General features: G+C 71.2%; 25 protein-coding genes. 12 read left to right on the top strand and 13 right to left on the bottom strand.

Features of this window, described 5'->3' with window-relative positions; genetic code table 11:
* Nucleotides 1-87: 87 nt before the first annotated feature.
* Complete coding sequence (locus ACFYNP_RS14970) at nt 88-879, bottom strand: metal-dependent hydrolase (RefSeq protein WP_388413165.1); 792 nt, start codon at nt 877-879, stop codon at nt 88-90.
* Between the two features lie 84 nt (nt 880-963).
* On the opposite strand from ACFYNP_RS14970, the gene ACFYNP_RS14975 reads away from it, so the two are divergent.
* The 3 genes from ACFYNP_RS14975 to ACFYNP_RS14985 are packed head-to-tail and all read left to right on the top strand — an operon-like array spanning nt 964 to nt 4,971.
* On the top strand, nt 964-3,537 hold the full coding sequence (locus tag ACFYNP_RS14975) for a DEAD/DEAH box helicase (protein WP_388785681.1): 2,574 nt from the start codon (nt 964-966) through the stop codon (nt 3,535-3,537).
* Nucleotides 3,538-3,569: 32 nt separating this feature from the next.
* Complete coding sequence (locus ACFYNP_RS14980) at nt 3,570-4,451, top strand: acyl-CoA thioesterase (RefSeq protein WP_388413162.1); 882 nt, start codon at nt 3,570-3,572, stop codon at nt 4,449-4,451.
* 31 nt (nt 4,452-4,482) lie between these two features.
* Entirely contained in the window at nt 4,483-4,971 is a 489-nt protein-coding gene (locus ACFYNP_RS14985) for a glutathione peroxidase (protein WP_388785683.1), read from the top strand.
* Nucleotides 4,972-5,225: 254 nt separating this feature from the next.
* Here ACFYNP_RS14985 and ACFYNP_RS14990 read toward each other — a convergent pair whose 3' ends face one another.
* Nucleotides 5,226-6,455, bottom strand: coding sequence for an acyl-CoA dehydrogenase family protein (locus ACFYNP_RS14990; protein WP_388413158.1), 1,230 nt, complete (start codon nt 6,453-6,455; stop codon nt 5,226-5,228).
* A 194-nt stretch (nt 6,456-6,649) separates the two neighbouring features.
* Between ACFYNP_RS14990 and ACFYNP_RS14995 the strand changes: the two genes are divergently transcribed.
* Complete coding sequence (locus ACFYNP_RS14995; RefSeq protein ID WP_388413156.1) at nt 6,650-7,303, top strand: TetR family transcriptional regulator; 654 nt, start codon at nt 6,650-6,652, stop codon at nt 7,301-7,303.
* Between the two features lie 112 nt (nt 7,304-7,415).
* Here ACFYNP_RS14995 and def read toward each other — a convergent pair whose 3' ends face one another.
* Entirely contained in the window at nt 7,416-7,952 is a 537-nt protein-coding gene (def, locus tag ACFYNP_RS15000) for a peptide deformylase (RefSeq protein ID WP_388413154.1), read from the bottom strand.
* A gap of 117 nt (nt 7,953-8,069) precedes the next feature.
* On the opposite strand from def, the gene ACFYNP_RS15005 reads away from it, so the two are divergent.
* From ACFYNP_RS15005 to ACFYNP_RS15025, 5 genes are all read left to right on the top strand, one after another.
* The gene (locus tag ACFYNP_RS15005) at nt 8,070-9,317 is read left to right on the top strand and encodes a MurT ligase domain-containing protein (protein WP_345260853.1); all 1,248 of its coding nucleotides are present in this window, start codon (nt 8,070-8,072) and stop codon (nt 9,315-9,317) included.
* A gap of 22 nt (nt 9,318-9,339) precedes the next feature.
* Nucleotides 9,340-10,068 (top strand): type 1 glutamine amidotransferase, encoded by a 729-nt coding sequence (locus tag ACFYNP_RS15010; RefSeq protein WP_100572871.1) that lies wholly within the window; start codon nt 9,340-9,342, stop codon nt 10,066-10,068.
* Nucleotides 10,069-10,205: 137 nt separating this feature from the next.
* On the top strand, nt 10,206-11,231 hold the full coding sequence (locus ACFYNP_RS15015; RefSeq protein WP_100572870.1) for a 6-phosphofructokinase: 1,026 nt from the start codon (nt 10,206-10,208) through the stop codon (nt 11,229-11,231).
* 122 nt (nt 11,232-11,353) lie between these two features.
* The gene (locus ACFYNP_RS15020) at nt 11,354-12,313 is read left to right on the top strand and encodes a cytochrome c oxidase assembly protein (protein WP_388413151.1); all 960 of its coding nucleotides are present in this window, start codon (nt 11,354-11,356) and stop codon (nt 12,311-12,313) included.
* Between the two features lie 63 nt (nt 12,314-12,376).
* Entirely contained in the window at nt 12,377-12,538 is a 162-nt protein-coding gene (locus tag ACFYNP_RS15025; protein ID WP_388413149.1) for a hypothetical protein, read from the top strand.
* Nucleotides 12,539-12,555: 17 nt separating this feature from the next.
* Here the strand turns inward: ACFYNP_RS15025 and ACFYNP_RS15030 are convergent, their stop codons facing one another.
* Nucleotides 12,556-14,976, bottom strand: a complete 2,421-nt coding sequence (locus ACFYNP_RS15030) for a polysaccharide lyase 8 family protein (protein WP_388785684.1) — start codon at nt 14,974-14,976, stop codon at nt 12,556-12,558.
* Nucleotides 14,977-15,200: 224 nt separating this feature from the next.
* Here ACFYNP_RS15030 and ACFYNP_RS15035 point away from each other — a divergent pair, with 224 nt between their 5' ends.
* Nucleotides 15,201-15,902 (top strand): lysophospholipid acyltransferase family protein, encoded by a 702-nt coding sequence (locus tag ACFYNP_RS15035; protein WP_388785686.1) that lies wholly within the window; start codon nt 15,201-15,203, stop codon nt 15,900-15,902.
* Between the two features lie 160 nt (nt 15,903-16,062).
* On the opposite strand, the gene ACFYNP_RS15040 is transcribed toward ACFYNP_RS15035, so the two are convergent.
* The 9 genes from ACFYNP_RS15040 to ACFYNP_RS15080 form a co-directional block, all read right to left on the bottom strand.
* Entirely contained in the window at nt 16,063-17,586 is a 1,524-nt protein-coding gene (locus tag ACFYNP_RS15040; RefSeq protein WP_388413575.1) for an alpha/beta hydrolase, read from the bottom strand.
* 205 nt (nt 17,587-17,791) lie between these two features.
* Nucleotides 17,792-18,559 (bottom strand): urease accessory protein UreD, encoded by a 768-nt coding sequence (locus tag ACFYNP_RS15045; protein ID WP_388785688.1) that lies wholly within the window; start codon nt 18,557-18,559, stop codon nt 17,792-17,794.
* Nucleotides 18,547-19,224 carry an urease accessory protein UreG gene (gene ureG / locus ACFYNP_RS15050; protein ID WP_388785689.1) on the bottom strand — a complete coding sequence of 226 codons (678 nt, stop codon included), beginning with the start codon at nt 19,222-19,224 and terminating at the stop codon, nt 18,547-18,549. Before ureG ends, ACFYNP_RS15045 begins: the two co-directional genes overlap by 13 nt.
* A 172-nt stretch (nt 19,225-19,396) precedes the next feature.
* The gene (locus ACFYNP_RS15055) at nt 19,397-20,071 is read right to left on the bottom strand and encodes an urease accessory protein UreF (protein ID WP_388413142.1); all 675 of its coding nucleotides are present in this window, start codon (nt 20,069-20,071) and stop codon (nt 19,397-19,399) included.
* 14 nt (nt 20,072-20,085) lie between these two features.
* On the bottom strand, nt 20,086-21,807 hold the full coding sequence (locus tag ACFYNP_RS15060; RefSeq protein ID WP_388413141.1) for an urease subunit alpha: 1,722 nt from the start codon (nt 21,805-21,807) through the stop codon (nt 20,086-20,088).
* On the bottom strand, nt 21,800-22,111 hold the full coding sequence (locus ACFYNP_RS15065) for an urease subunit beta (protein WP_388413139.1): 312 nt from the start codon (nt 22,109-22,111) through the stop codon (nt 21,800-21,802). Before ACFYNP_RS15065 ends, ACFYNP_RS15060 begins: the two co-directional genes overlap by 8 nt.
* Before the next feature lie 14 nt (nt 22,112-22,125).
* On the bottom strand, nt 22,126-22,428 hold the full coding sequence (locus tag ACFYNP_RS15070; protein WP_161247375.1) for an urease subunit gamma: 303 nt from the start codon (nt 22,426-22,428) through the stop codon (nt 22,126-22,128).
* A gap of 383 nt (nt 22,429-22,811) precedes the next feature.
* Complete coding sequence (locus ACFYNP_RS15075) at nt 22,812-23,093, bottom strand: type II toxin-antitoxin system Phd/YefM family antitoxin (protein ID WP_388413137.1); 282 nt, start codon at nt 23,091-23,093, stop codon at nt 22,812-22,814.
* Nucleotides 23,094-23,259: 166 nt separating this feature from the next.
* Nucleotides 23,260-23,952 carry a lysophospholipid acyltransferase family protein gene (locus ACFYNP_RS15080; protein WP_388785691.1) on the bottom strand — a complete coding sequence of 231 codons (693 nt, stop codon included), beginning with the start codon at nt 23,950-23,952 and terminating at the stop codon, nt 23,260-23,262.
* 263 nt (nt 23,953-24,215) lie between these two features.
* Between ACFYNP_RS15080 and ACFYNP_RS15085 the strand changes: the two genes are divergently transcribed.
* On the top strand, nt 24,216-24,845 hold the full coding sequence (locus ACFYNP_RS15085; protein ID WP_388785693.1) for an ATP-dependent Clp protease proteolytic subunit: 630 nt from the start codon (nt 24,216-24,218) through the stop codon (nt 24,843-24,845).
* Between the two features lie 6 nt (nt 24,846-24,851).
* Nucleotides 24,852-25,160, top strand: coding sequence for a hypothetical protein (locus tag ACFYNP_RS15090; protein WP_388413131.1), 309 nt, complete (start codon nt 24,852-24,854; stop codon nt 25,158-25,160).
* The last annotated feature ends 90 nt before the right edge of the window (nt 25,161-25,250 follow it).

Consider the following 25,250-nt stretch of genomic DNA (forward strand, 5'->3'; position numbering starts at 1 on the left):
CCCGGAGGGTTTCGGGAAGGGGTGGGGCGGGTCGATCCCCGCCGGAGGCGGACCCACCGCCGCTCGCCCGGGGCGGCCCCCAAGGCCTCAGATGAAGTTCAGCGCCCCCGCCGCCCCGACCCCGCCGAGCACCATGAACGCCGGCATCAGGATCTTCAGCTCGACCCAGCTGCCCGCCCGGAAGCGCATGGCCTTGGGCGGGCCGAGGGCGGCCCAGCGCTTGCGGCCGAGCGGGATCGGCCACAGGATCGGGCAGCCCGAGACCGTCAGCGCGTCGCCGATGTCGTGCACCAGGGCGCCGAGAATGATCGGCAGGCCCAGCCAGAGGTACTCCTGCCCGGGGCCGGTGAACAGCCAGTCCGACCCGTTGCCGGGCTTGTCGAGGACACCCGCCAGGATCCACGCGCTGGTCGCGCCGAGCAGCCACACCAGGACGTCGCTGGAGACGCGCGCGGCCCGCCACAGCAGGCCTTCGACCGCGAGCACCAGGTGGACGAAGAGGATGCCGAGGACCGCCCAGCGCCCGCCGAACACCGCCGCCGCCGAGGCGCCCGCCCCTATCAGGACGGCCCACAGCCAGGTGTGCGTCAGGGTGCGGTGGCCGCCGTTGCGGCGGGGGTCGCCGGGGCCCCGGGTCGCCTTGTAGACCGCGTGCGAGAGGTCGTCGACGATGCCGCACAGCGCCTTGGAGATCGGCCCGAACGCGCGCGAGATCGTCGCAGACTTGTGGTCGAGGTCGGGCGCGAGTGCCGCGCCCGCCGTGATCAGGGCCCCGACGACCAGCACCGGCCACGGCATGGCGTGCCCGGCGGCGGCCGCGGCCGCGCCCACCCCGAGCCAGGCCGCGGCCCCCGACAGTGAGTGCGCTGGTCCCATCATGGCCGTGCCCCGCCCCATTCCTCTTGCTCAGCAACCCAGTTGACGGCCCGTCCGCGGACGGGCCGAGCTGGCAGCCTACCTGCGATGATCTTCGCGCCGGTGGCCGGTTCCCGCTTCCGGCCCCGCGCCAGGCAAGATGGGGTCGTGACCCTTATCGATCAGCTGCCGCCGAGTGCCGACCCCGATGCCCTCTTCGAGGCCTTCTCCACCTGGGCCGAGGGCCAGGGCATCACCCTGTACCCGGCCCAGGAGGAGGCGCTGATCGAGGTCGTGTCCGGGGCGAACGTGATCCTCTCCACCCCGACGGGATCGGGAAAGAGCCTGGTGGCGGCGGGTGCGCACTTCGCCGCGCTGGCCCGGGACGAGGTCACCTTCTACACCGCGCCGATCAAGGCGCTGGTCTCGGAGAAGTTCTTCGACCTGTGCAAGCTCTTCGGCACCGAGAACGTCGGCATGCTGACCGGCGACGCCTCCGTCAACGCGGACGCCCCCGTCATCTGCTGCACCGCCGAGGTCCTCGCCTCGATCGCGCTGCGCGACGGCAAGCACGCCGACGTCGGTCAGGTCGTCATGGACGAGTTCCACTTCTACGCCGAGGGCGACCGCGGCTGGGCCTGGCAGATCCCGATCCTGGAACTCCCGCAGGCCCAGTTCGTCCTGATGTCCGCCACGCTCGGCGACGTCTCGATGTTCGAGAAGGACCTCACGCGCCGCACCGGCCGCGAGACCGCGGTCGTCCGCTCGGCCAGCCGGCCCGTGCCGCTCTCGTACGAGTACGTGACGACGCCCATCACCGAGACCCTGACCGAGCTGCTCGAAACCCGGCAGGCACCGGTCTACATCGTGCACTTCACGCAGGCCCAGGCGGTCGAGCGGGCGCAGTCGCTGATGTCGATCAACATGTGTACGCGCGAGGAGAAGGACAAGATCGCCGATCTGATCGGCAACTTCCGCTTCACCACCAAGTTCGGCCAGAACCTGTCCCGTTACGTCCGGCACGGCATCGGCGTGCACCACGCGGGGATGCTGCCCAAGTACCGCCGCCTGGTCGAAAAGCTGGCGCAGGCAGGCCTGTTGAAGGTCATCTGCGGCACCGACACGCTCGGCGTCGGCGTCAACGTCCCCATCCGCACGGTGCTGTTCACGGCCCTGACGAAGTACGACGGCACCCGCGTGCGCACCCTGCGGGCCCGCGAGTTCCACCAGATCGCGGGGCGTGCGGGCCGGGCCGGCTTCGATACGGCCGGCTATGTCGTGGCGCAGGCGCCCGAGCACGTCATCGAGAACGAGAAGGCGCTCGCCAAGGCGGGCGACGACCCGAAGAAGCGCCGCAAGGTGGTGCGCAAGAAGGCCCCCGAGGGCTTCGTGGGCTGGTCGGACACCACCTTCGAGAAGCTGATCGGCTCCGAGCCGGAGCCGCTGACCTCCCGCTTCCGGGTCACCAACATCATGCTGCTCTCGGTGATCGCCCGGCCGGGCAACGCCTTCGAGGCGATGCGCCACCTCCTGGAGGACAACCACGAGCCGCGCAAGGCGCAGCTGCGGCACATCCGCCGGGCCATCGCGATCTACCGCTCGCTGCTCGACGGCGGTGTGGTGGAGCAGCTGGAGACGCCGGACGCCGAGGGCCGCACGATCCGGCTCACCGTCGACCTCCAGCAGGACTTCGCGCTGAACCAGCCGCTGTCCACCTTCGCGCTCGCCGCCTTCGACCTCCTGGACCCCGAGTCGCCGTCGTACGCGCTCGACATGGTCTCGGTCGTCGAGTCGACGCTGGACGACCCCCGCCAGATCCTCGCCGCGATGCAGAACAAGGCGCGCGGCGAGGCCGTCGGGCAGATGAAGGCGGACGGCGTCGAGTACGAGGAGCGCATGGAGCGGCTCCAGGACATCTCGTATCCGAAGCCGCTGGAGGAGCTCCTGTGGCACGCCTACAACGTCTACAAGAAGTCGCACCCGTGGGTCGGCGACCACCCGGTGTCGCCGAAGTCCGTCATCCGTGACATGTACGAACGGGCGCTCACCTTCACGGAGTTCACCTCGTGGTACGAGCTGGCGCGCACCGAGGGCATCGTCCTGCGCTATCTGGCGAGCGCGTACAAGGCGCTCGACCACACCATTCCGGACGACCTCAAGACCGAGGACCTGGAGGACCTGATCGCCTGGCTCGGCGAGATGGTCCGCCAGGTCGACTCCTCGCTCCTGGACGAGTGGGAGCAGCTCGCCAACCCCGAGGTGCAGACCGCCGAGGAGGCGCAGGAGAAGGCCGACGAGGTCAAGCCGGTCACGGCCAACGCCCGCGCGTTCCGGGTGCTCGTGCGCAACGCGATGTTCCGCCGGGTGGAGCTGGCGGCCCTGGACAACCTCACCGCGCTCGGCGAGCTGGACGCGGAGTCCGGCTGGGACGCGGACGCGTGGGGCGAGGCGATGGACAAGTACTGGGACGAGTACGACGACCTCGCAACCGGGCCCGACGCGCGCGGCCCCAAGCTGCTCTCCATCGAGGAGGACGCGGCGCACGGCCTGTGGCGCGTCCGCCAGACGTTCGCCGACCCGAACGGCGACCATGGCTGGGGCATCAGCGCGGAGGTCGACCTGGCGGCCTCTGACGAAGAGGGCCGTGCGGTGCTGCGCGTCACCGACGTCGGCGAACTCTGACCCACCCCCCTTTCGGAGAGGACCGCGACGACATGACCAACCCGGCGGAGAGACTCGTCGATCTGCTCGACCTCGAACAGATCGAGGTCAACATCTTCCGCGGCCGCAGCCCCGAGGAGTCCCTCCAGCGGGTCTTCGGCGGCCAGGTCGCGGGCCAGGCCCTCGTCGCGGCCGGGCGCACCACGGACGGCGAGCGCCCGGTGCACTCGCTGCACGCCTACTTCCTGCGCCCGGGACGGCCCGGGGTGCCGATCGTTTACCAGGTGGAGCGGGTCCGCGACGGCCGGTCCTTCACCACCCGGCGGGTCACGGCGGTGCAGCAGGGCCGCACGATCTTCAATCTGACGGCCTCCTTCCACCGCCCGGAGCACGGCAGCATCGAGCATCAGCTGCCGCCGCGCCTGGCGTTCCCCGACCCGGAGTCACTGCCCTCGGTCACCGAGGAGATCCGCGAACACCTGGGTGCGCTGCCGGAAGCCCTTGAGCGGATGGCGCGCCGCCAGCCGTTCGACATCCGCTACGTGGACCGGCTGCGCTGGACGCCCGAGGAGATCAAGGACGCCGATCCGCGCAGCGCGGTCTGGATGCGCGCGGTGGGCCCGCTCGGCGACGACCCGCTGGTGCACACCTGCGCGCTGACGTACGCGAGCGACATGACGCTCCTGGACGCGGTGCGCATCCCGGTCGAGCCGCTGTGGGGACCGCGCGGCTTCGACATGGCCTCGCTCGACCACGCGATGTGGTTCCACCGCCCCTTCCGGGCCGACGAGTGGTTCCTGTACGACCAGGAGTCCCCGGTCTCCACGGGCGGCCGGGGCCTGGCCCGCGGCCGGATCTACGACCGCGCGGGCCACTTGCTCGTGTCGGTGGTCCAGGAGGGGCTCTTCCGTCCGCTCACCCCGGCCACCGACTGATCAACTCACCTTTTTCCAGAAGGAGTTACCGATGAGCCTGTACGACATCCCGCTGCGCACCCTGACCGGCGAGCCGACCTCGCTCGCCGACTACAAGGGCCGGGCCGTGCTCGTGGTGAACGTGGCGTCCCAGTGCGGTCTGACCCCGCAGTACGCCGGTCTTGAGCGGCTCCAGCAGCAGTACGGCGAGCGCGGTCTGACCGTGCTCGGCGTCCCGTGCAACCAGTTCGGCGGCCAGGAGCCCGGCACGGCGGAGGAGATCGGCACGTTCTGCTCGGCCACGTACGGGGTGACCTTCCCGCTCCTGGAGAAGACGGATGTGAACGGCGAGGGCCGTCACCCGCTCTACAGCGAGCTGACGAAGACCGCGGACGCCAAGGGCGAGGCCGGCGACATCCAGTGGAACTTCGAGAAGTTCCTGATCTCCCCCACCGGCGAGGTGGCGGCCCGCATCCGCCCCCGCACCGAGCCCGAGGCCCCCGAGGTCGTCGCGCTGGTCGAGGCGAACCTGCCCGCCTGACCCGGTTCCGCGAACCCCTGGCGCTCCCCCTCCTTCGAGGGCGGGGCGCCTTCGCGTGCCGCGGACATCATCACGCGGGCCCAGGAGGCCGGCGTCTGCCGTGGCGGGCCCGACGCGCGCCACGAGGCCGGCCTCCTGGTGTCGGGGGCCGTCGGGCTCGGCGGGGACATGCTGCACGGGCGGCGCGAAGCGGCCGAGGTGATCGCCGCGCTCGGCTATCACCTCGACCGGATCTTCGGGCCGCGCTCCGGGCGCTAGCGGATCGGCATGCCCGCCAGGGTGCGGGCGATGACCAGGCGCTGGATCTCGCTGGTGCCTTCGAAAATGGTGTAGATCGCCGCATCTCGGTGCATACGCTCCACCGGGTACTCGCGGGTGAAGCCATTGCCGCCGAGGATCTGGATCGCCTGGCCGGTGACCTTCTTCGCCGTCTCGCTCGCGTACAGCTTGGACATCGAGCCCTCGGCCGACTCGAACTTCTTGCCCGTGGTCGCCATCCAGGACGCACGCCACACCAGCAGGCGGGACGCGTCGATCCGGGTGCGCATGTCGGCGAGCTGGAAGGCGATGCCCTGGTTGTCGATGATCGGGCGGCCGAACTGCTCCCGGGTCCTGGCGTATTCGAGCGCGTAGTCGTACGCGGCCCGGGCGGTGCCGACCGCCATCGCGCCGACGGCCGGGCGGGAGGCCTCGAAGGTGGCCATCGCGGCGTTCTTGACGCGCTCGCCACCGCCCGCCTTCGCCTTCTCGCGGGACCGGGCGAGCCGCTCGTCGAGCTTCTCCTTGCCGCCGAGCAGGCAGCTGCCCGGGACGCGGACGTCTTCGAGGACGACCTCGGCGGTGTGCGAGGCGCGGATGCCGTGCTTCTTGAACTTCTGCCCCTGCGTCAGGCCCGGGGTGTTCGGCGGCACGATGAAGGAGGCGTGGCCCTTGGAGCCGAGCTCGGGGTCGACGACCGCGACGACGACGTGCACGGCCGCGATGCCGCCGTTGGTCGCCCAGGTCTTGGTGCCGTTGAGGACCCACTCGTCCTTGGCCTCGTCGTACACGGCCCGGGTGCGCATCGAGGCGACGTCGGAACCGGCGTCCGGCTCGGAGGAGCAGAAGGCGGCGACCTTGACGTCGTTCACATCGCCGTACATCTGGGGTATCCAGGTGCCGATCTGCTCCTCGGTGCCGTTGGCGAGGACGCCGACGGCGGCGAGGCCCGTGCCGACGATGGAGAGCGCTATGCCCGCATCGCCCCAGAACAGCTCCTCCATGGCGACCGGGATGCCGAGGCCGGTCGGGTCGAAGAACTGCTGAGCATAGAAGTCGAGGGAGTAGATTCCCACCTTGGCGGCTTCCTGGATCACCGGCCAGGGGGTCTCCTCGCGCTCGTCCCACTCGGCGGCGGCGGGGCGGATCACGTCCTTGGCGAAGCCGTGCAGCCAGTCCCGGACCTGCTTCTGGTCGTCGTTGAGATCCATCGTGAACTCGGCCATGTTCCCCTCCACCACTCCAAGCGTTACTTGCGGTAACCGCAGTCTGTTACCGACGGGTAGCCCCTGTCAACCGGCCACCGGCCGCGCAGCACCGCAGGCGGGCGGAGTGTTACGTTGCGCAAGGCTTCCGAGACCAGGAAACCCACGGAAGACGCAAGTGCGGGACGCGCAGTACGGGCGGGGAGAAGAGACCCATGGAGACCACGCAGCAGGCCGAACAGCAGCGCACGGCGGCGGAGCGCCGACGGCGCGAGCTGCTGGAGGCGGCGGACCGGGTGGTGCTCCGGGACGGCCCGCAGGCCTCGATGAACGCGATCGCGGCGGAGGCGGGCATCACCAAGCCCATCCTCTACCGCCACTTCGGCGACAAGGGCGGGCTCTACCGGGCCCTCGCCAAGCGGCACACCGACGCCCTGCTCTCCGCGCTGCGGGCCGCGCTCGACGCGCCGGCCGAGCGGCGCGAGCGGGTCGAGGCGACCCTGGAGACCTATCTCGCGGCGATCGAGGCGCGCCCGCAGGTGTACCGGTTCCTGATGCACCCCGCCGAGGACGCGCCGGCGCCCGAGTCCGAGCAGGGCTTCGACGTGGGCCGGCACTCGGCGCCGCTCCTTCGCCGCATGGGCGAGGACCTGGGCGTGGTCATCGCGGAGCGGATCGATCTGGGGCCGGGCAGCGAGGTGCTCGCGCGGGTCTGGGGCCACGGGATCGTCGGCATGATGCACGCGGCGGGCGACTGGTGGCTGGGCGAACGCCCCTGCTCCCGCGCGGAGTTGGTGCGGGCCCTGGCCGACCTGCTGTGGGGGCGGCTCGCGGCGGCGGGCGACCGCGTGGGCGGCCCGGGGTTCTGACCCCGACCCCGCCCCTGACGGCGGGCAGCGCGGGCCACCTCGGCCCGTCCGGCGTTCGAGGACGAGCGCCGTTCAGGCGCGAACCGGGTTCTGGGGCGGAGCCCCAGGCATGTCAGCTCCAGCCGGCCTTGCGGATCGCGCGCTGCAAGCGGCGCCCGTGGCGGCCCGCCACCCGGTCGGCGTACACCACGCCCTCCAGGTGGTCGCACTCGTGCTGGAGGCACCGCGCGAAGAACCCCGTGCCCTCGACCCGCACCGGCGCGCCGGAGAGGTCCACCCCCTCCACCACCGCACGGTCGAAGCGCGAGGTCGGCGCCTCCAGGCCCGGCAGCGAGAGACAGCCCTCGGGGCCGCGCACCTCGACGCCGTCCGCCGCCACCAGACGGGGGTTGACGACGTACCCCAGATGCCGGACGTCCTCGTCGTCGGGGCAGTCGTACACGAACACCCGCTGGGCGACGCCGATCTGGTTGGCCGCCAGGCCGACACCGTCGGCCGCGTACATCGTGGCGAACATGTCCTCGACGAGCCGGCGCAGGGCGGGACCGAAGTCCGTGACGGGCTCGCAGGGTGCGTGGAGCGACCCGGCACCGAGGAGACTCATCTCTCGTACGGAGCCGGAACTGCCGGGAATGGGACGGTGGCGCATGGGCGCAAGCGTACGTTCCGGTGACCGGGCGGCATTCCGGATGGTGGCGCGGTTCGGGCCGCTGACCGGATCTCGATAGGCTGACACCTGACCCAGGCGCAAGGAGGATCAAGGACGATGTCAGGACACGATGGAGGTGCCGGGCCCCTGTCACCGCGAGCCAAGCTGGCCGTGACCGCGGGCAAGGCCGCCGCGGCCGTGTCGCGCGCGGCGGGGCGGGGCAGTGGATCGGTGATCGGCGGGCGCGTCGCGCTCAAGCTCGACCCCGATCTGCTCGGGCGGCTCGCCACTCATCTGGACGTCGTCCTGGTGTCGGCGACCAACGGCAAGACGACCACGACCCGGCTGATCGCCGAGGCGCTGCGGGCCAGCGGCCCGGTGGTGTCGAACGCGCTCGGGGCCAACATGCCGGCCGGCATCACGTCGGCGCTCGCGGGCGGTTCGGACGCGAAGTACGGCGTCATCGAGGTCGACGAGAAGTATCTGGCGGGTGTCGCGCGCGATGTGACGCCGAAGGCGATCGCGCTGCTCAACCTCTCGCGCGACCAGCTCGACCGTGCCGCCGAGACCCGGATGCTCGCCGAGAAGTGGCGCGAGGGGCTCGCCGGTTCCAAGGCCGTGGTGATCGCCAACGCCGACGACCCGCTGGTCGTGTGGGCGGCGTCGTCCTCCCCCAACGTGGTGTGGGTGGCGGCCGGTCAGGAGTGGAAGGACGACGCCTGGTCGTGCCCCGCCTGCGGCGGTGTGATGCAGCGCCCGGGCGACGACTGGTTCTGCGGCGAGTGCGGTTTCCGCCGCCCGGCGCCCAGTTGGGTGCTCAACGGCGACTACGTCCTCGACCCGCACGGCTCGGCCTGGCCGATCCACCTCCAGCTGCCCGGCCGCGCCAACAAGGCGAACGCCGCCACCTCCGCCGCGGTCGCCGCGGTGTTCGGGGTGCCGCCACAGGTCGCCCTGGAGCGCATGTACCAGGTGCAGGCGGTCGCGGGGCGCTACGACGTGGTCAGCTTCCAGGGCCGGGAGCTGCGGCTGCTGCTCGCGAAGAACCCGGCGGGCTGGCTCGAAACGTTTTCCCTCATCGACCCGCCGCCGACCCCGGTCGTCCTGTCCGTCAACGCCCGCGGCGCCGACGGCACGGACACCTCGTGGCTGTGGGACGTCGACTACACCCGGCTCGCCGGGCACCCGATCTTCGTGATCGGCGACCGCAAGCTGGACCTGGCGGTCCGCCTGGAGGTCGCGAACCTGGACTTCCGGGTCTGCGAGAACCTGGAGGAGTGCGCGCAGCTGGCGCCGCCCGGGCGGATCGAACTCATCGCCAACTACACCGCGTTCCAGGACGTCCGCCGCGTCGTCGGCAACTGAGCAAGGCAGGAGCAAACAAGCGATGGCAGACAACAGCCTGCGCCTCGTGTGGGTCTACCCCGACCTGCTGAGCACCTACGGCGACCAGGGCAACGCCCTGGTCGTGGAGCGGCGGGCGCGCCAGCGCGGCCTGGACGTGCACCGGCTCGACGTCCGCAGCGACCAGCCGATCCCGACCTCCGGTGACATCTACCTCATCGGCGGCGGCGAGGACCGGCCGCAGCGGCTCGCGGCCGAGCGGCTGCGCCGCGACACCGGGCTGAGCCGCGCCGCCTCCAACGGCGCGATCATCTTCTCGGTCTGTGCCGGATACCAGATCCTCGGCCACGAGTTCATCAACGACCTCGGCGAACGCGAGCCGGGCCTCGGACTGCTCGACGTCGTCTCGACCCGCGGCGAGGGCGAGCGCTGCGTCGGCGATGTGCTGGGCGACATCGACGAGCGGCTCGGCCTGCCCCAGCTGACCGGCTTCGAGAACCACCAGGGCGTCACCCACCTCGGCCCGACGGCCCGCCCGTTCGCCCGGGTGCGCCTGGGCAAGGGCAACGGCACCGGCGACGGCACCGAGGGCGCGTACAACGACACCGTGTTCGGCACCTACATGCACGGCCCGGTCCTCGCGCGCAATCCGCAGATCGCGGACCTGCTGCTCAAGCTGGCGCTCGACGTGAACGCGCTGCCGCCGACCGACGACCGCTGGTACGAGGCGCTGCGCGCGGAGCGCATCGCGTCGGCGACCCAGCCCGCCTGACGGTTCGTACGTTCGTACTACGTCCATCAGTCGGACCTCCGATTCGGCCCCCGTCACCCTGCGCCGGTAGGGTGACGGGGATCCAACCGGACGACGTGGTCCGGTCGTCGGCCCACGTTGCAAAGGTTCTCCGGGCAATGCGAATTGGTGTGCTCACCTCCGGCGGCGACTGCCCCGGCCTGAACGCTGTCATCCGATCCGTCGTGCACCGTGCGGTGGTCGACCACGGCGACGAGGTCATCGGCTTCCACGACGGCTGGCGGGGCCTGCTCGAAGCCGACTACCGCAAGCTCGACCTCGACGCGGTCGGCGGCATCCTGGCCCGTGGCGGCACTATTCTCGGCTCCTCCCGCGTCCAGCCCGCGCATCTGCGCGACGGCGTGGAGCGGGCCAAGGGCCATGTGGCCGAGCTGGGTCTTGACGCGATCATCCCGATCGGCGGCGAGGGCACCCTGAAGGCCGCGACCCTGCTGTCCGACGCGGGTCTGCCCATCGTCGGTGTGCCCAAGACCATCGACAACGACATCGCCTCGACCGATGTCACCTTCGGCTTCGACACCGCCGTGGGCGTGGCGACCGACGCGCTCGACCGTCTGAAGACCACCGCCGAGTCGCACCAGCGGGTGCTGATCGTCGAGGTCATGGGCCGGCACACCGGCTGGATCGCCCTGCACTCGGGCATGGCCGCCGGCGCGCACGCCATCGTCGTGCCCGAGCGTCCCTTCGACATCGACGAACTGACCGAGCTGGTCGGCCGGCGCTTCTCGGCGGGCAAGAAGTTCGCCATCGTGGTCGTCGCCGAGGGAGCCAAGCCGCGCGAGGGCTCGATGCAGTTCGACGTGGGCGGCACCGACGTCTACGGCCACGAGCGCTTCGCCGGCGTCGCCCGCCAGCTCTCCATCGAGCTGGAGCAGCGCCTGAACAAGGAGGCGCGCCCGGTCATCCTCGGCCACGTCCAGCGCGGCGGCACGCCCACCGCCTACGACCGGGTGCTCGCCACCCGCTTCGGCTGGCACGCGGTGGAGGCCGCCCACCGCGGCGAGTTCGGGATGCTGACAGCGCTGCGCGGCACCGACATCGTGATGGTCCCGCTCGCCGAGGCGACGGCCACCTTGAAGACCGTCCCGGCCGAGCGGTACGCCGAAGCGGAGTGCGTGCTCTAGCCTCCGTCGCAGAGGCCGCTTCCGGATCGTTTCGTACGCGATGAACCGCCCCCGCCCGCATCGCCGGCCGGGGGCGGTTCTAGTCTGGTGCGGGACAACCGGTACGAATCAGGAGTCAGCGGATGGATCACAGCGGGCACGGCATGGACATGAACATGGACCTGCCGCCGTTCACGCTGGCGCGGGGCCTCGCATGGTCGGCGGACTCCTTCTTCCTCATCGGCTGCCTGCTCGGGCTCGCCCTGTACGCGTGGGCGGTGGTGCGGCTGCGGCGGCGCGGCGACAGCTGGCCGGTCAGCCGGATGATCTTCTGGACCGTGGGCGTCCTGACCATCGCATTCGTCATGTGCACCAAGCTGAACGACTACGGCATGGTCATGTTCAGCGTGCACATGGTGCAGCACATGGTGATCAGCATGCTGTCGCCCATCCTGCTGCTGCTGGGCGCGCCGGTCACCCTCGCCCTGCGCGCGCTGCCGGTCTCCGCGACGCGCGGCCGCAAGGGCCCGCGCGAGTTGCTCCTGATGCTGCTGCACAGCCGGTACATGAAGATCATCACACATCCGGCGTTCACCATCCCGCTGTTCATCGCGAGCCTCTACGGGCTCTACTTCACGCCGATCTTCGACTTCCTGATGGAGTCCAAGACCGGGCACATCGCGATGATGGTCCACTTCCTCGCGGTCGGTCTGGTCTTCTTCTGGCCGATCATGGGCGTGGACCCGGGGCCGCACCGGCCCGGCTACGTGATGCGGATGCTGGAGCTCTTCGCCGGCATGCCCTTCCACGCCTTCTTCGGTATCGCCCTGATGATGGCCAGCGAGCCCATGATCAGCACGTACAAGAACCCGCCCGCCTCACTGGCCATCGACGCGCTCACCGACCAGCAGGCGGCCGGCGGCATCGCCTGGGCGTTCAGCGAGATCCCCTCGGTGCTCGTCCTGATCGCGCTGGTCTTCCAGTGGTACGCCACCGAGAAGCGCCAGGCACGCCGCACCGACCGTGCCGCCGAGCGGGACGGCGACCGTGAGCTTCAGGCCTACAACGCCTATCTCGCCTCGCTGAACACGCGCGGCCAGTAGCGCCGGGGCCCCTCGCGGGGGGACCATGGTCCTCACGGCACCTGCCGGGAGGAAGGGGACGCGATGCCCCGTTCGACGAAGTCGATGACGGTGCTCACCCTGGTGATGCTGGTGGTGATCACGGCGTACACGGTGGCGCTCGGCAGCAACGGCTGGCTGTGGTTCGGCTGGGTGGTGCTCGGGCTGACCACGCTCGGGACGGCCGCGACGTCCCGCAGCACCTAGCGCCCCGTCCGGCGGGGTCAGCCGAGGCGTACGACGGTCTGCTGGGTCGCTCCCCCGGTGCCGCTCAGGTCCCCGAAGGTGAGGGTCAGCGAGGCTCCGGTGGTGGCGCCCGTGAGCGTGGCCGGGCGTGTGGTGACGGAGGCGACGGACCGTCGCCAGGTCAGGGTGAGCGAGGTCCGCGCGCGCATCGGGTCGCTGACGCAGATCACGGCCGTCCCGTCGCCGCGCTCACTCACCAGCACCGAGCAGGGGGCGTCGGCGGTGAGCGCGCCGGCACTCCCGCCGAACCAGAAGTTGACCCCGGTGAAGCCGAGCGCCGGCACCGCGATGCCCTGCTGTTCGTCCGTGTTGGCCAGGACGGTCGGCCAGCCGCTGTCGGCGGCGCGGGCCGCGGTCTGGGCCGCGGAGGCACCCGGCATGAGGACGTAGGCGTAGCCGGCGCCGGACGGGTCGGTGCCGTGGTCGGCCCACAGGGTGAGGTAGCGACGGCTGACCGGTGCCGGTGCGCTCCCCTTGTTGACGTCGCTCCAGCGTCCGGTGCGCTCCTCGCGACGGGCCCGTACGGTCGCCCGGCCGGGGAACACATAGCCGGCGTGGCCCGCGAGGTGCGCCCAGGAGGCGCCGGTCAGCGTCGCCGACCAGGGGTAGCCGGACGGCTGGACCACGCCGTCGACGGTGAGGGCGGAGCCGCCGGTCGGCCCGAGGTTGCGGTTGTCGACCGTCGACTCGACGACGGCACCGTCCCGGCAGGTGATGCCGGCGCCCAGGCACACGATCGCGTCGTCGAGGCAGAACCAGGACTTCTTCGCGACCAGGGTGCTCTGCAGCCCCTTGAGGTACTGGCCGATCGAGGCGCGCTGCCCGTCGGTGGCTCCGCCCACCCAGTTCACATCGGGCCGGGACGCTCCCCAGTCACCGCCCGCCGCGTCCGCGAGGACTTTGCGCGAGGCGGTGGTGCCGGGCAGCCGGTAGGGGTCCACGGTGGGCCAGAAGGCGTCGCTGTACTGGCCGTTGGCGTAGGTGTCGCCCCACCAGTAGAGCATTCCGGAGCCGGTGTGCCAGCCGTGCAGGTTCTCGCCGTTGCCGGTCTCGTAGTACGTGATCCGCCGGTCGGCCATGCTGATCGAGGCGGCCCAGGTGGGGCGGCGGTGGGTGGCCCGGGACATGTGGGTGAAGAGCCGGTGGCCGACGGGCTCGGCGATCGCGGCGAGCGCGCTGTCGTCCTCGACTCCCTTCAGCCGAGCGAGGTCGGGGACGGTGAGGAAGCCGTCGCTCAGTGGCGGGCTGTAGTAGTCGCGCCGCATCCAGCCCTTGACGAGCCCGCGCCAGCGGGTGTTCTCGGCGCTGGACGCCCCCTGGCCCAGCAGCACGATCGCGGCGAGGATCGCGTGGCCGCGCACATGGTCGTCCTGCTGGCGGGCGGCCGGATCGCCCGCCGAGACGCCCCGGCTGATGGCGCGCCCGGCGACGCCGTCCATCGCGAGGCCGTTGTAGAGGAAGGGCGCCCAGGCGTTCTCGACCGCGTCGAACACGATCTGCCGGGCCGGGTCCGACACCGCCCAGGCGGATCCGGCCAGCAGGGCGAACAGCATCCCGAGGCCGCCGAGCATCACCGAGCCGTAGGAGGCGGTGTAGGGCACATAGGTGTGCTGGATGAAGGAGCCGTCGGCGTAGAGGCCGTCTCCCGCCGTCACGTACGGAAAGACCGGGGAGAGCGCGCTCGCGGCCAGGGACAGCTTCGCGGAGCTCTTGCCGAGGACTCCGCGCAGGGCGAGCACCCGGCACAGGTCGACCCGGTTGGCGCCGGTGCTGGTGCCGGAGTACGCGGCGACCGCACTGTCCGGCACGAAGTGGTCGACTGCCGCGAGATAGCCGGCCAGTTGGGCCGAGGAGAGGTGGTCGTACAGCAGGACGCAGATGTCGAGCAGGGCCTGCGGGGCGCCGATCTGCCAGTTGTACCAGTTGCCGAAGCTGGACCTGCTCTCGCCGTAGACGTCGGCGTGGAGGTGGTCGAGGCCGGTGGCGACGGCCGAAGCCAGACCGCTGTCGCCGGTCAGGCCGGTGCCCGGCCGGCTGTAGGCCTCGGCCATGGTGCGGAGCCGGTTGTAGCTGTCGTTCATCCTGGCCGAGTAGCCGAAGGACTCCTGGTCGGTGTCGGGATCGGGGTCGGCGTACCCGGCGTCGGGCCACAGCGATCCGCTCGCCGGGGCCATGGCGGCCAGGAGGGACGCGGCCGAGGTGCCGAGGTCGGCGAGCCGGGATTTGAACGGCTCGGCGGTGGGCGCGAAGCCGGATCCGAGGATCAGCGTGCGCCAGGTCGCGCGCAGCGCGTCGTAGGCATCGGCGGCACTCGCCCTCGAGGCGGCGACGGTCCCCAGGGCGAGGGCCGAGGCGCCGGTCGCGTACAGGAAGCCACGGCGGGACCAGGGAGTGGTCATGGGGACTCCAGCCCGGAACGGGGGAAAGGGGGAGGAAGGGGCGGCAGTGGAAGGGGGATGCGCACGGGACGTGAACGGTTTGTACACGCCGGGCTTCGTCCGCTCAAGAACTCGCGCACAAATGATCGATTGATCGATCCCCCGCCGGACCGGCCGTCGGTGGTTACAGCGGCCCGGACCTCGCCCTACACTGGCCACCCTTCTGCATGGTGAGGAGCTCGCGGGTGCTCTATTACATCCTCAAGTACGCAGTCCTGGGGCCCCTGTTGAGACTGCTCTTCCGGCCCCGGCTCGAAGGGCTTGAGCACATTCCCGACGAGGGCGCCGCGATCGTCGCCGGCAACCACCTGTCCTTCTCGGACCACTTCCTGATGCCGGTGATGCTGAAGCGGCGCATCACCTTCCTCGCCAAGCAGGAGTACTTCACCGGGCCCGGCATCAAGGGCCGGCTGACCGCCGCGTTCTTCCGGGCGGTCGGACAGATCCCGGTGGACCGGTCCGGCAAGGAGGCGGGGAAGGCCGCGATCCGGGAGGGGCTCGGGGTGCTCGCCAAGGACGAGCTGCTCGGCATCTACCCGGAGGGCACCCGCTCGCCCGACGGCAAGCTGTACAAGGGCAAGGTGGGCGTCGCGGTGATGGCCATCCGGGGCGGGGCTCCGGTCATCCCGTGCGCCATGGTCGGCACCTTCGAGATCCAGCCGCCCGGCCAGGTCGTGCCGAGGATCAAGCGGGTGTCGATCCGCTTCGGCGAGCCGCTCGACTTCTCCCGGTACGAGGGGATGGAGGACGAGAAGGCCGTGCTGCGGGCGGTCACCGACGAGATCATGTACAAGGTCATGGAGTTGTCGGGCCAGGAGTACGTGGACCGGTACGCGGCCGATGTGAAGGCGGAGGAGTCGCGGCGCTTCCGGGGCCTCATCGGCTGAGCCCGCCGGGTCCGCGCGTCGCCGGGCGCCATGAAAGGGTCGGCGCCATGAAGCGCGGCGCCATGAAAGGGTCGGCGCCACGAAGCGCGGCGCCATGAGAACAGGGGCGACCGGAGAATTCCCGGCCGCCCCTCCATCACTCACTGCTCTCAACCACCGCCTACGGAACGGGCGTCGCGTGCGGGGTGCAGGTGTAGTCGGCCTTGTCGGTCTTGCCGGTGAGCAGGTAGTCGTCCACGCGCGAGTTGATGCACGGGTTGACGAGACCGGTCACACCGTGCGAACCGGCGCCCTTCTCGATGATCAGGCGCGAGTTCTTGAAGGCCTTGTGCAGCTCGACGGCGCCCTGGAACGGGGTGGCGGCGTCGTTGGTGGACTGCACGATCAGGACCTGCGGGAGGCCCCTGCCGGTCTTGACCTCGACCGGGTTCTGCTGCTTGGTGGGCCACGTGGCACACGGCAGGTTCATCCAGGCGTTGGACCAGGTCAGGAACGGATAGTCCTTGTTGAGCCGGGTGTTGTCCCGGTCCCACTTGCGCCAGCTGGTGGGCCACTTGGCGTCCGCGCACTCGACGGCCGTGTAGACCGCGTTGCCGTTCTCGGAGGCGATGTTGCCCGCGATGTCCGTCATGTCGGACGCGGCTGCCGCGACCACCGGCTTGCTGTCCCCCGCCGCATAGGCGCTGAGCGCCTTGGCGACCGGGACCCAGTACGAGTCGTAGTACGGGGCCTTCTGGAAGAACCCGAGCAGTTCGGCGGGGCCGACCTTGCCGTCGAGCGGATTCTTCTTGGCGTCGGCGCGCAGCTTCAGCCACTGCGCCTCGACCTGCGCCCGGGTGGTACCGAGGTGGAACGTGGCGTCGTACTTGGCGACCCAGTCCTCCCACTCGTTCCAGCGGGCCTGGAAGGCGACGTCCTGCTCCAGGTTGGCCTGGTACCAGATGTTGTCCTGGTCCGGGTTGACCACGCTGTCCACGATCATGCGGCGGACGTGCGAGGGGAACAGCGTGCCGTAGACCGCGCCCAGGTAGGTGCCGTAGGAGACGCCCAGGTAGTTGAGCTTCTTCTCACCGAGGGCGGCCCGGATGACGTCCAGGTCGCGCGCGGTGTTCGGCGTGGTCATGTACGGCAGCATCCAGCCGCTGCGCTCGGCACAGCCGTCCGCGTACTCGGCGGCGAGCTTGCGCTGCGCGCGCTTGTCGGCCTCGCTGCTCGGAACCGGGTCGGCCTTCGGGCCCTTGGCGTACTCCTGCGGGTCCACGCACGAGATCGGCGTGGAGTGGCCCACGCCGCGCGGGTCGAAGCCCACGAAGTCGTACGCCTTCGAGGTGTTGGTCCAGAGCGGGTTCTTCTTGGTCACCCGGGTCGGGAACTGCATGCCCGAGGCGCCGGGACCGCCCGGGTTGTAGATGAGGGCACCCTGGCGCTCGGCCTTGGTGCCGGTGCTGCCGATCCGGTCGACGGCGAGCTTGATCTGCTTGCCGTTGGGCCGGGCGTAGTCCAGCGGGACGCTGACGTAGCCGCACTGAATGGGCTTGGCGATCGCCCAGTCGGTGGGGCAGTCCGTCCAGTCGATGCCCTGCCTGGCCGCCCTGTCGGCAGCGACCTGCGCGCCACGCGCCTCGGACCGACCGTGGTCGCGGTTGTCGGCGTTGGCGACCGGAGCCGCTATCGCGCCCACCATCAGCGTGCCCGCGATCAGTGTGCCGGCCGAGCCGAGCACTGCGGTGCGTCTCAAGTGGTACCTCCCCCTGCTGAAGTGCGCTGTCAGTCTCAGCGCTCCATTTGGGCCTGTCGGGGGATCCTTTCGTCTGTGAGCCCACTGTGCACAGGCCGTACAGGTGTTTTTTTACCGAACCGATAGCCGGTGTGTGTGTTCCGCTCAGCGGTCAGCGTGTCGCGAGGTGGCTTCTCAGGGCGTCGTCCAGGGTGTGGCGCAGCAGCCGTGCGTCCGGGGCGACGGCCGTGACGAGCAGGGCGGGCCCGGCCAGCGGGGTGAGGACCGCATGGTCCCCCAGCATTCTGGCCTCGGTCGGGCTGTCGGCCAACTCCGGTGACACGAGCAGCAGTTGTCCCGCGGCCCGGTGCCCGTCGAGTACCGCCGCCCCGTCCCAGCCGCCGGGTGCCCCCGGACCGTACGCCAGCTCCTGGTCGAGGAGCGGGTGCCCGGCGCGGTACACGGTGAGGCGGGTGGTGAGGGTGCCGGGCGGCTCGCCGTGCCGGCCGAGCACCTGCTCCTCCCGGTACACGAGGCGGGCGCCGGGGGTGAGGTCGACGCGGGTGCGCATGGCGAGGTCACTGCCGGATGCCGAGATGAGCTGCTCGGGCAGCCAGCGCAGCTCGGCGTCCTCGCCGACGGTGAGGCGTACGTCGTAGTGGGCGCGCTCGCCCTCGCGGCCGGGCAGGGCGATGGTGGCGGCCGCCGAGTCGACGTGCAGCCCCGCTCCGTCGCGCACCTCGGCCTCGACGGCGATCCGGTCGCCGCCGAGCGGGGCGCTCATCGCGCCGACGACGGTGACCCGGTGGTAGGGGCCGCGGGCCCGGGTGCGCCGCAGCGCGAGCGGACCCCCGCCCTCAAGGACGGGCAGGCCTTCGGGGGTGGCGACGATGCGGGCGGTGGCGCGCACCCCGCGCGCGCCGAGGGTCAGGCCGCCCATGCCGCGAGCTGCTCCCGCACCCAGCCGGCGACCCGGGCGACACCCTCGTCGGACCTCAACGACTGGAAGACGACGGGGAGTTCGCCCCGCTGCTCCTTGGCGTCCCGGGCCATCCGCTCCAGGTCGGACCCGACGTACGGCGCGAGGTCGGTCTTGTTGACCACCAGCAGGTCGGCGGTGGTCACCCCGGGGCCGCCCTTGCGCGGGATGTCGTCGCCCCCGGCGACGTCGATGACGAAGATCTGGGCGTCGACGAGGCCCTTGGAGAAGGTGGCGGTGAGGTTGTCGCCGCCGGACTCGACGAGGATCAGATCGAGCGGCCCCACCGTGTCCTCCAGGTCCTCCACGGCTTCGAGGTTGGCGGAGATGTCGTCGCGGATGGCGGTGTGCGGGCAGGCCCCGGTCTCCACGGCCTGGATCCGCTCGGGCGGCAGTACGGCGTTGCGCAGCAGGAAGGCGGCGTCCTCACGGGTGTAGATGTCGTTGGTGACGACGGCGATGGACAGCTGGTCGCGCAGGGCCCGGCAGAGCGCGGCGACGGTGGCGGTCTTCCCGGAGCCGACGGGCCCCCCGAGGCCGACGCGCAGCGCCCGGCGCCGGCCGTCGGGGCGGTGGGCGTCGGCGCTGACGGGGGCGGGGCCGTCGTGGGAGTGGTCGAGGTGCATGGAGGTCTCCAGGTTGAGTGTCGGGAGCGGCCGGCACCACCCTTGGGCGGGCGGCCTTCGAGGTTCGGGCGGGCTTCAACACCCTTGGCCCGTCCCACGCTTGAGGACGAGCGCCGTTCGGGCGGGGCCGGGGGTCTGGGGGCGGGAGCCCCCAGGACGGAGGGTGCGGCTCCTACGAGGCGAACAGCCGCACCGGCCAGGCCGCATGCGCCTCGGCCATGACGTCGAGCAGTGGGGCCGATGCCGCGGGCAGCGCGTCGATCCCCTCCACCACCGCCTCCGCCGCGGCGACGGCCGCCCGCCGGGCCACCGTGTCCAGCTCCGGGGCGAGCCGGGCGAGGACGCCCGTCGCGTCGAACGGGTCGAGGCTCAGCAGCCGGACGACCGCCGTGGCCGGCCCGCTCACCACCTCGTACGCCACGCAGTGCGCGGCGTCCTCGGGCCCGAGCCCGGCCGCACGGGCGGCGAGGCCGAGCACGATGGGCTGGTGGGCGCCGCGCGGCCGGGCCGCGGCCAGCGTGTCGAGTCCGGCCGACGGCCAGGTGGCCCGGGCCGCCCGCATCATCTGGCGCCCCAGCTTGCGGGCGGTGGCCCGCAGGGCCGGTGAGGGCGTGCGGGCGTCGGCGGCCTCGTCCAGGAGGAGCGGGTCGAGGCCGGCGGCCGCCGCCGCGGCGAGGGCCGCGGCGGTGAGGCCCGCGGTGTGCAGCCGGCCCCGGCAGAACTCCGCGAGGTCGGCGGCGGTACGGATGCGGCCCGCCTTGACGGCCGCCTCGGCCCCGCCGGAGTGGGCGTGGCCCCCGGCGGGGAAGCGGCCGTCGGCGAGGACGAGCAGGGCAGCGCGACTCATGTGATGACAGCCCGTCAGAAGAGGAAGTACCGCTGGGCCATGGGCAGTTCGGCGGCCGGCGCGGGCTCCACCACGTCCCCGTCGATGGTCACGGTGAACGTGTCCGGGTCGACGCGGACGTCCGGCAGCGCATCGTTCTCGCGCATGTCCGCCTTGCTCACCCGACGGGTGTTCTCGATGGCCACGAACCGCTTGTCCAGGCCGAGCCGTTCGGGCAGGCCGTCCTCGATCGCCGCCTGGGAAACGAAGTTGAGCGAGTTGGCGGCGGGCGCCTTCCCGAGCGCGCCGAACATGGGGCGCGGCAGGATCGGCTGCGGGGTGGGGATCGACGCGTTGGCGTCGCCCATCTGCGCGTACGCGATCTGGCCGCCCTTGATGACGAGTTGGGGCTTCACGCCGAAGAACGCGGGCTCCCACAGCACCAGGTCGGCGAGCTTGCCGGACTCGACGGAGCCGATCTCGCGGTCCAGGCCCTGGGCGACGGCCGGGTTGATCGTGTACTTGGCGACATAGCGCCGCACCCGGTGGTTGTCGGCCCGCCCGTCACCGGCGAGCGCGCCCCGGCGCACCTTCATGACGTGCGCGGTCTGCCAGGTGCGCAGCACGACCTCGCCGATCCGGCCCATGGCCTGGGAGTCGGAGGAGATGATCGAGATGGCGCCGAGGTCGTGCAGGAAGTCCTCGGCGGCGATGGTGGAAGGCCGGATGCGGGACTCGGCGAACGCGAGGTCCTCCGGCACGGCCGGGTTGAGGTGGTGGCACACCATCAGCATGTCGAGGTGTTCCTCGATGGTGTTGACGGTGTGCGGCCGGGTCGGGTTGGTGGAGCTGGGCAGCACATGGGGCTGCGAGACCACGGTGATGATGTCGGGTGCGTGTCCGCCGCCCGCGCCTTCGGTGTGGTAGGCGTGGATCGAGCGACCCGCGATCGCGGCGAGGGTGTCGCCGACGAAGCCCGCCTCGTTCAACGTGTCGGTGTGGATGGCCAGTTGGGCGCCGGTCTCGTCGCAGACGCTCAGGCAGGCGTCGATCACGGCGGGGGTCGCGCCCCAGTCCTCGTGAATCTTGAACCCCAGTGCGCCGCCGCGCAGTTGGGAGTGCATGGCCTCGCGCGACATGGTGTTGCCCTTGCCGAGCAGGCCGATGTTGACGGGCGAGTTCTCCAGGGCGGCGAACATCCGGGCCAGGTGCCAGGGGCCCGGGGTGATGGTGGTGGCCTTGCTCCCCTCGGCGGGCCCGGTGCCGCCGCCGACCAGGGTGGTGATGCCGGAGGAGAGGGCCTGGTCGATGAGGGTGGGCGAGATGAAGTGGACGTGGGTGTCGACGGCCCCCGCGGTGAGGATCTTCCCGTTGCCCGCGATGATCTCGGTCTCGGGGCCGATGACGAGGTCGGGGTGGACGCCGTCCATGGTGTCCGGGTTGCCGGCCTTGCCGATGCCGGTGATCCGGCCGTCGCGGATGCCGACGTCCGCCTTGACGATGCCCCAGTGGTCGATGATCACGGCGCCGGTGACAACGGTGTCGGGCGCGCCTTCGGCGCGGGTGGTGCGCGCCTGCCCCATCGATTCGCGGATCACCTTGCCGCCGCCGAACACCGCCTCGTCGCCCGAGCGTCCGGGCCCGCCGGAGCGGTCCTCCTCGATCTCGACGAGGAGTGCGGTGTCGGCGAGCCGGATGCGGTCGCCGGTGGTGGGGCCGAACAGATCGGCGTAGACGGCACGGTCGAGGTCAGTCATCGAGGGAGCCTCCGGTCTCGCCGCGCAGCCCGGGCACGATGCGCCGGCCGGCCAGGGGGACGAGTTCTACGTCTACGGGGATACCGGGTTCGAAGCGGACGGCGGTGCCCGCGGCGATGTTGAGTCGCTTGCCCCGGGCAACCGTACGGTCGAAGTCGAGGCCCGGGTTGGCCTCGGCGAAGTGGTAGTGGGAGCCGATCTGGACGGGCCGGTCGGCGGCGTTGAGGACGGTCATCCGCACGACCGGACGGCCTTCATTGAGGGCGATGGGGTCCTCGGCGAAGAGGATCTCTCCGGGAATCACGGCGGCGGCCCCCGTCAGGCGATCGGTTCGTGGACGGTGACGAGCTTGGTGCCGTCCGGGAAGGTCGCCTCGACCTGCACGTCGTGGATCATCTCCGGGATGCCCGGCATGACCTCGTCGCGGGAGAGCAGCTTCCGTCCGGACGCCATGAGCTCGGCGACGGTACGGCCGTCACGGGCGCCTTCCAGGATGTGCGAGGTGATGAGGGCGACGGACTCGGGATGATTGAGCTTCACCCCACGGGCCCTGCGCTTCTCCGCCACGTCCGCGGCTACATGGATGAGCAGGCGTTCCTGCTCGTGCGGCGTCAGTTGCACGCTTCCCACCTCACACTCGTGCCCTCCCCGTCACGGACAGCCGTGGACGGGCCCAGCGAGCGTCCGGGGCGGAGACGGATCGGACCGGCACCTCCCGCCCGAACGCAGCGGAACCGTATCCGACTTCAACAGGTTGTTGACGACCATCTCCCGGCCCCTTGGCCAGCCATTGCACGTTAGGGCGGAAGTTTTTCCGGCGCGTTAACTGACACTTTAGAAAGTCATGATCGTTCAAGGAGCGCCGAACCGGGCCAGGTGCGTGTATAGGGCACTCGGGGCGCCGGAAGCGGGTCACCCGGCCCGTCGCACGCGTAGTGAACGGCTCGACCTGAACGGCGATGGCTGGTCCACCGACGAACGGCTCGACGGCCGTGGCGCTCCGCTCAGTCCCCGATGCGGGGATCGCGGTGTTCGGCGGCGATCCCGAAGCGCCGGGGTTCGGCGGGGGTGGCGGTCGGCAGCGGGCGCACCGCGGACAGGGACGTGATCACCTGCTCCTCCTGCTGCGGCTCGGCCTCCAGTTTCTCCAGGTCAGCGGCGGAGACCAGCGCGACGAGCGGCTTCCCGTGGCGCGTCACCACGACCCGCTCCCCGCCGTACACCACGCGGTTGATCAGCTCCGCGAGCTCTGCGCGGGCTTGCGTCACCGGAATCTCGTAGGCCATGCCGTCAAGCTTAGACGCCGCCCACCGAAGCCGACGAGCTCCGGACGGGACGGCAAGTACGCAGGTCAGAGGCGACCCGCCCGGCTCCGGCGCATGCGGCACGGACGGGCGGGCCCCGCCGGGAGACCCGCCGTCCCGAGGCGACCCGCCGTCCGCCGCGCGGGCGTCAGGCGGCCGCGGCGGCCGCCTCCCACGCGGTCCTGGCCTCGACCGCGTACACGTCCACGTACTCCTGCTCCGACAGCGTCCGCACCGCGTACATGATCTCGTCCGTCACCGCCCGCAGCACGAGACGCTCCTCCTCCATCCCGGCATAGCGGGAGAAGTCCAGGGGTTCGCCGAAGCGGATGGTGACCGGTACGCGCCGGGGCAGCCTGCGCCCCTTCGGCTGCGCCTCGAACGTACCGATGATCGCGACCGGGACCACCGGGGCGCCGGAGCGCAACGCCATGGCCGCGACCCCGACCTTGCCCTTGTACAGGCGTCCGTCGTGCGAGCGGGTCCCCTCCGGGAAGATCCCCAACGCGCCTTCTCCGCCCAGCACTTCGAGCGCGGTGTCGACCGCGGCCCGGGCCGCTTCCCCGCCGGAGCGGTCGACCGGGATCTGCCCGAGCGCGCGGAAGAAGGCGGCCGTCGCCCGGCCGGTGAGGCCCGGCCCGGTGAAGTACTCCTGCTTGGCCAGGAAGGTGAGCCGGCGCCGCAGCGTCACACCGAGCAGGAACTGATCGGTGAACGACTGGTGATTCCCCGCGAGGATCACCGCTCCTGTCCCGGGCACCTGCCCGGCCCCCTCCACGGTCGGACGGAACAGCCACCGCAGCAGCGGCAGCAGCACGAGACGGAACGCGAAATAGAACACTTCAATGAGCCCTCTCCCCAGGTGACCCCCGTGCCGACGCACGCTAGCCATCCGCGAGCCGCTCGGGGGAGAGCGCCCCGTGCGCCAACCCGGACGGGCAACAGGGGCCCGGAACGGCGCAAATCCTTTGCTCGCTCACAGCGGCACACCCTCCGAGCTGCGGCTTCTCCCAGGGTGCCGCTCCCTCCCTCTCCCCGCGTTCTGTACATCCTGTACGTTTCTCACAGAGGCCGTCAGGCCCTCCGGCCGAGGAGAGGTACGCCATGAACTTCCGCCCTGCCGCCCGCCATGCACTCCCCGAGTTCGAGGAGCGCACAGCCGCCGGCATCCGCACCCTGGATCCGTACTCCAAGCTCTACGAGGAGCGGATCGTCCTTCTCGGCACCCCGGTCGACGACGCGTGCGCCAGCGACGTGATGGCCCAGTTCATGCACCTGGAACACACGGACCCGGACCGGGACATCTCGCTCTACATCAACTCCCCCGGCGGCTCGCTCACCGCGATGACCGCGGTCCACGACACGATGCGGTTCGTCACCTGTGACGTGCGGACCTTCTGCCTGGGCCAGGTGGGCTCGGTTGCCGCGGTGCTGCTCGCGGCCGGCACCCCCGGCAAGCGGGCCGTGCAGCCCGGCTCCCGGGTGCTTCTGCGCCAGCCGTCCATCGAGGAACCGATGCGGGGCCGGCCCTCCGATCTGGAGCTCCAGGCGGCCGAAGTCCTGCGTGGGCGGGCCCTGTTGACCGGTCTCCTGGCGCGGTACACCGGCAAGGACGCCGAGCGGGTGGCCGCCGACATCGAGCGGGACGTGGTCTTCGACGCCGCGGGGGCCGTGGCGTACGGACTCGCCGACCACGTGCTCGAAAGCCGCAAGACGTCCCGGCACGGCAGGTGAGGTGCCGTGCTGCCACCGGAGCTTCCGCCGCTGCCCGCGCTCACGCGCGCCGAGGCCGAGTTCATCGACTCCTATCTCGCGGTGGTCGATCTGCTCGGCCGGATCAACCCGGCCCACGGCCATGACACCTACGGAGCCCTACGGGCGGCCCAGGCGCTGGTGGTCCGGGCCGCCGAGCTCAAGGACGCCCTCACGCTGATGCACGCGCGGGGCGAGACACGGGTGTACGCGCCGACGCTGACGCGGGCACTGCGCGTGCTGGACGGCGAACGGCGCGCGGGACGGCTCGCGGTCCCCCCGCAGTCGACGCTGTGAGCGGGCCGGGGATACGCGACGCGCTCGAACACCGCGCGAAACGAACCAAACGGGCTACCCCCGTTCGGCTCACCGGCGGCACTTTTCCCT

This window comes from Streptomyces sp. NPDC006691 (assembly GCF_042869955.1).
Taxonomy (GTDB): Bacteria; Actinomycetota; Actinomycetes; order Streptomycetales; family Streptomycetaceae; genus Streptomyces.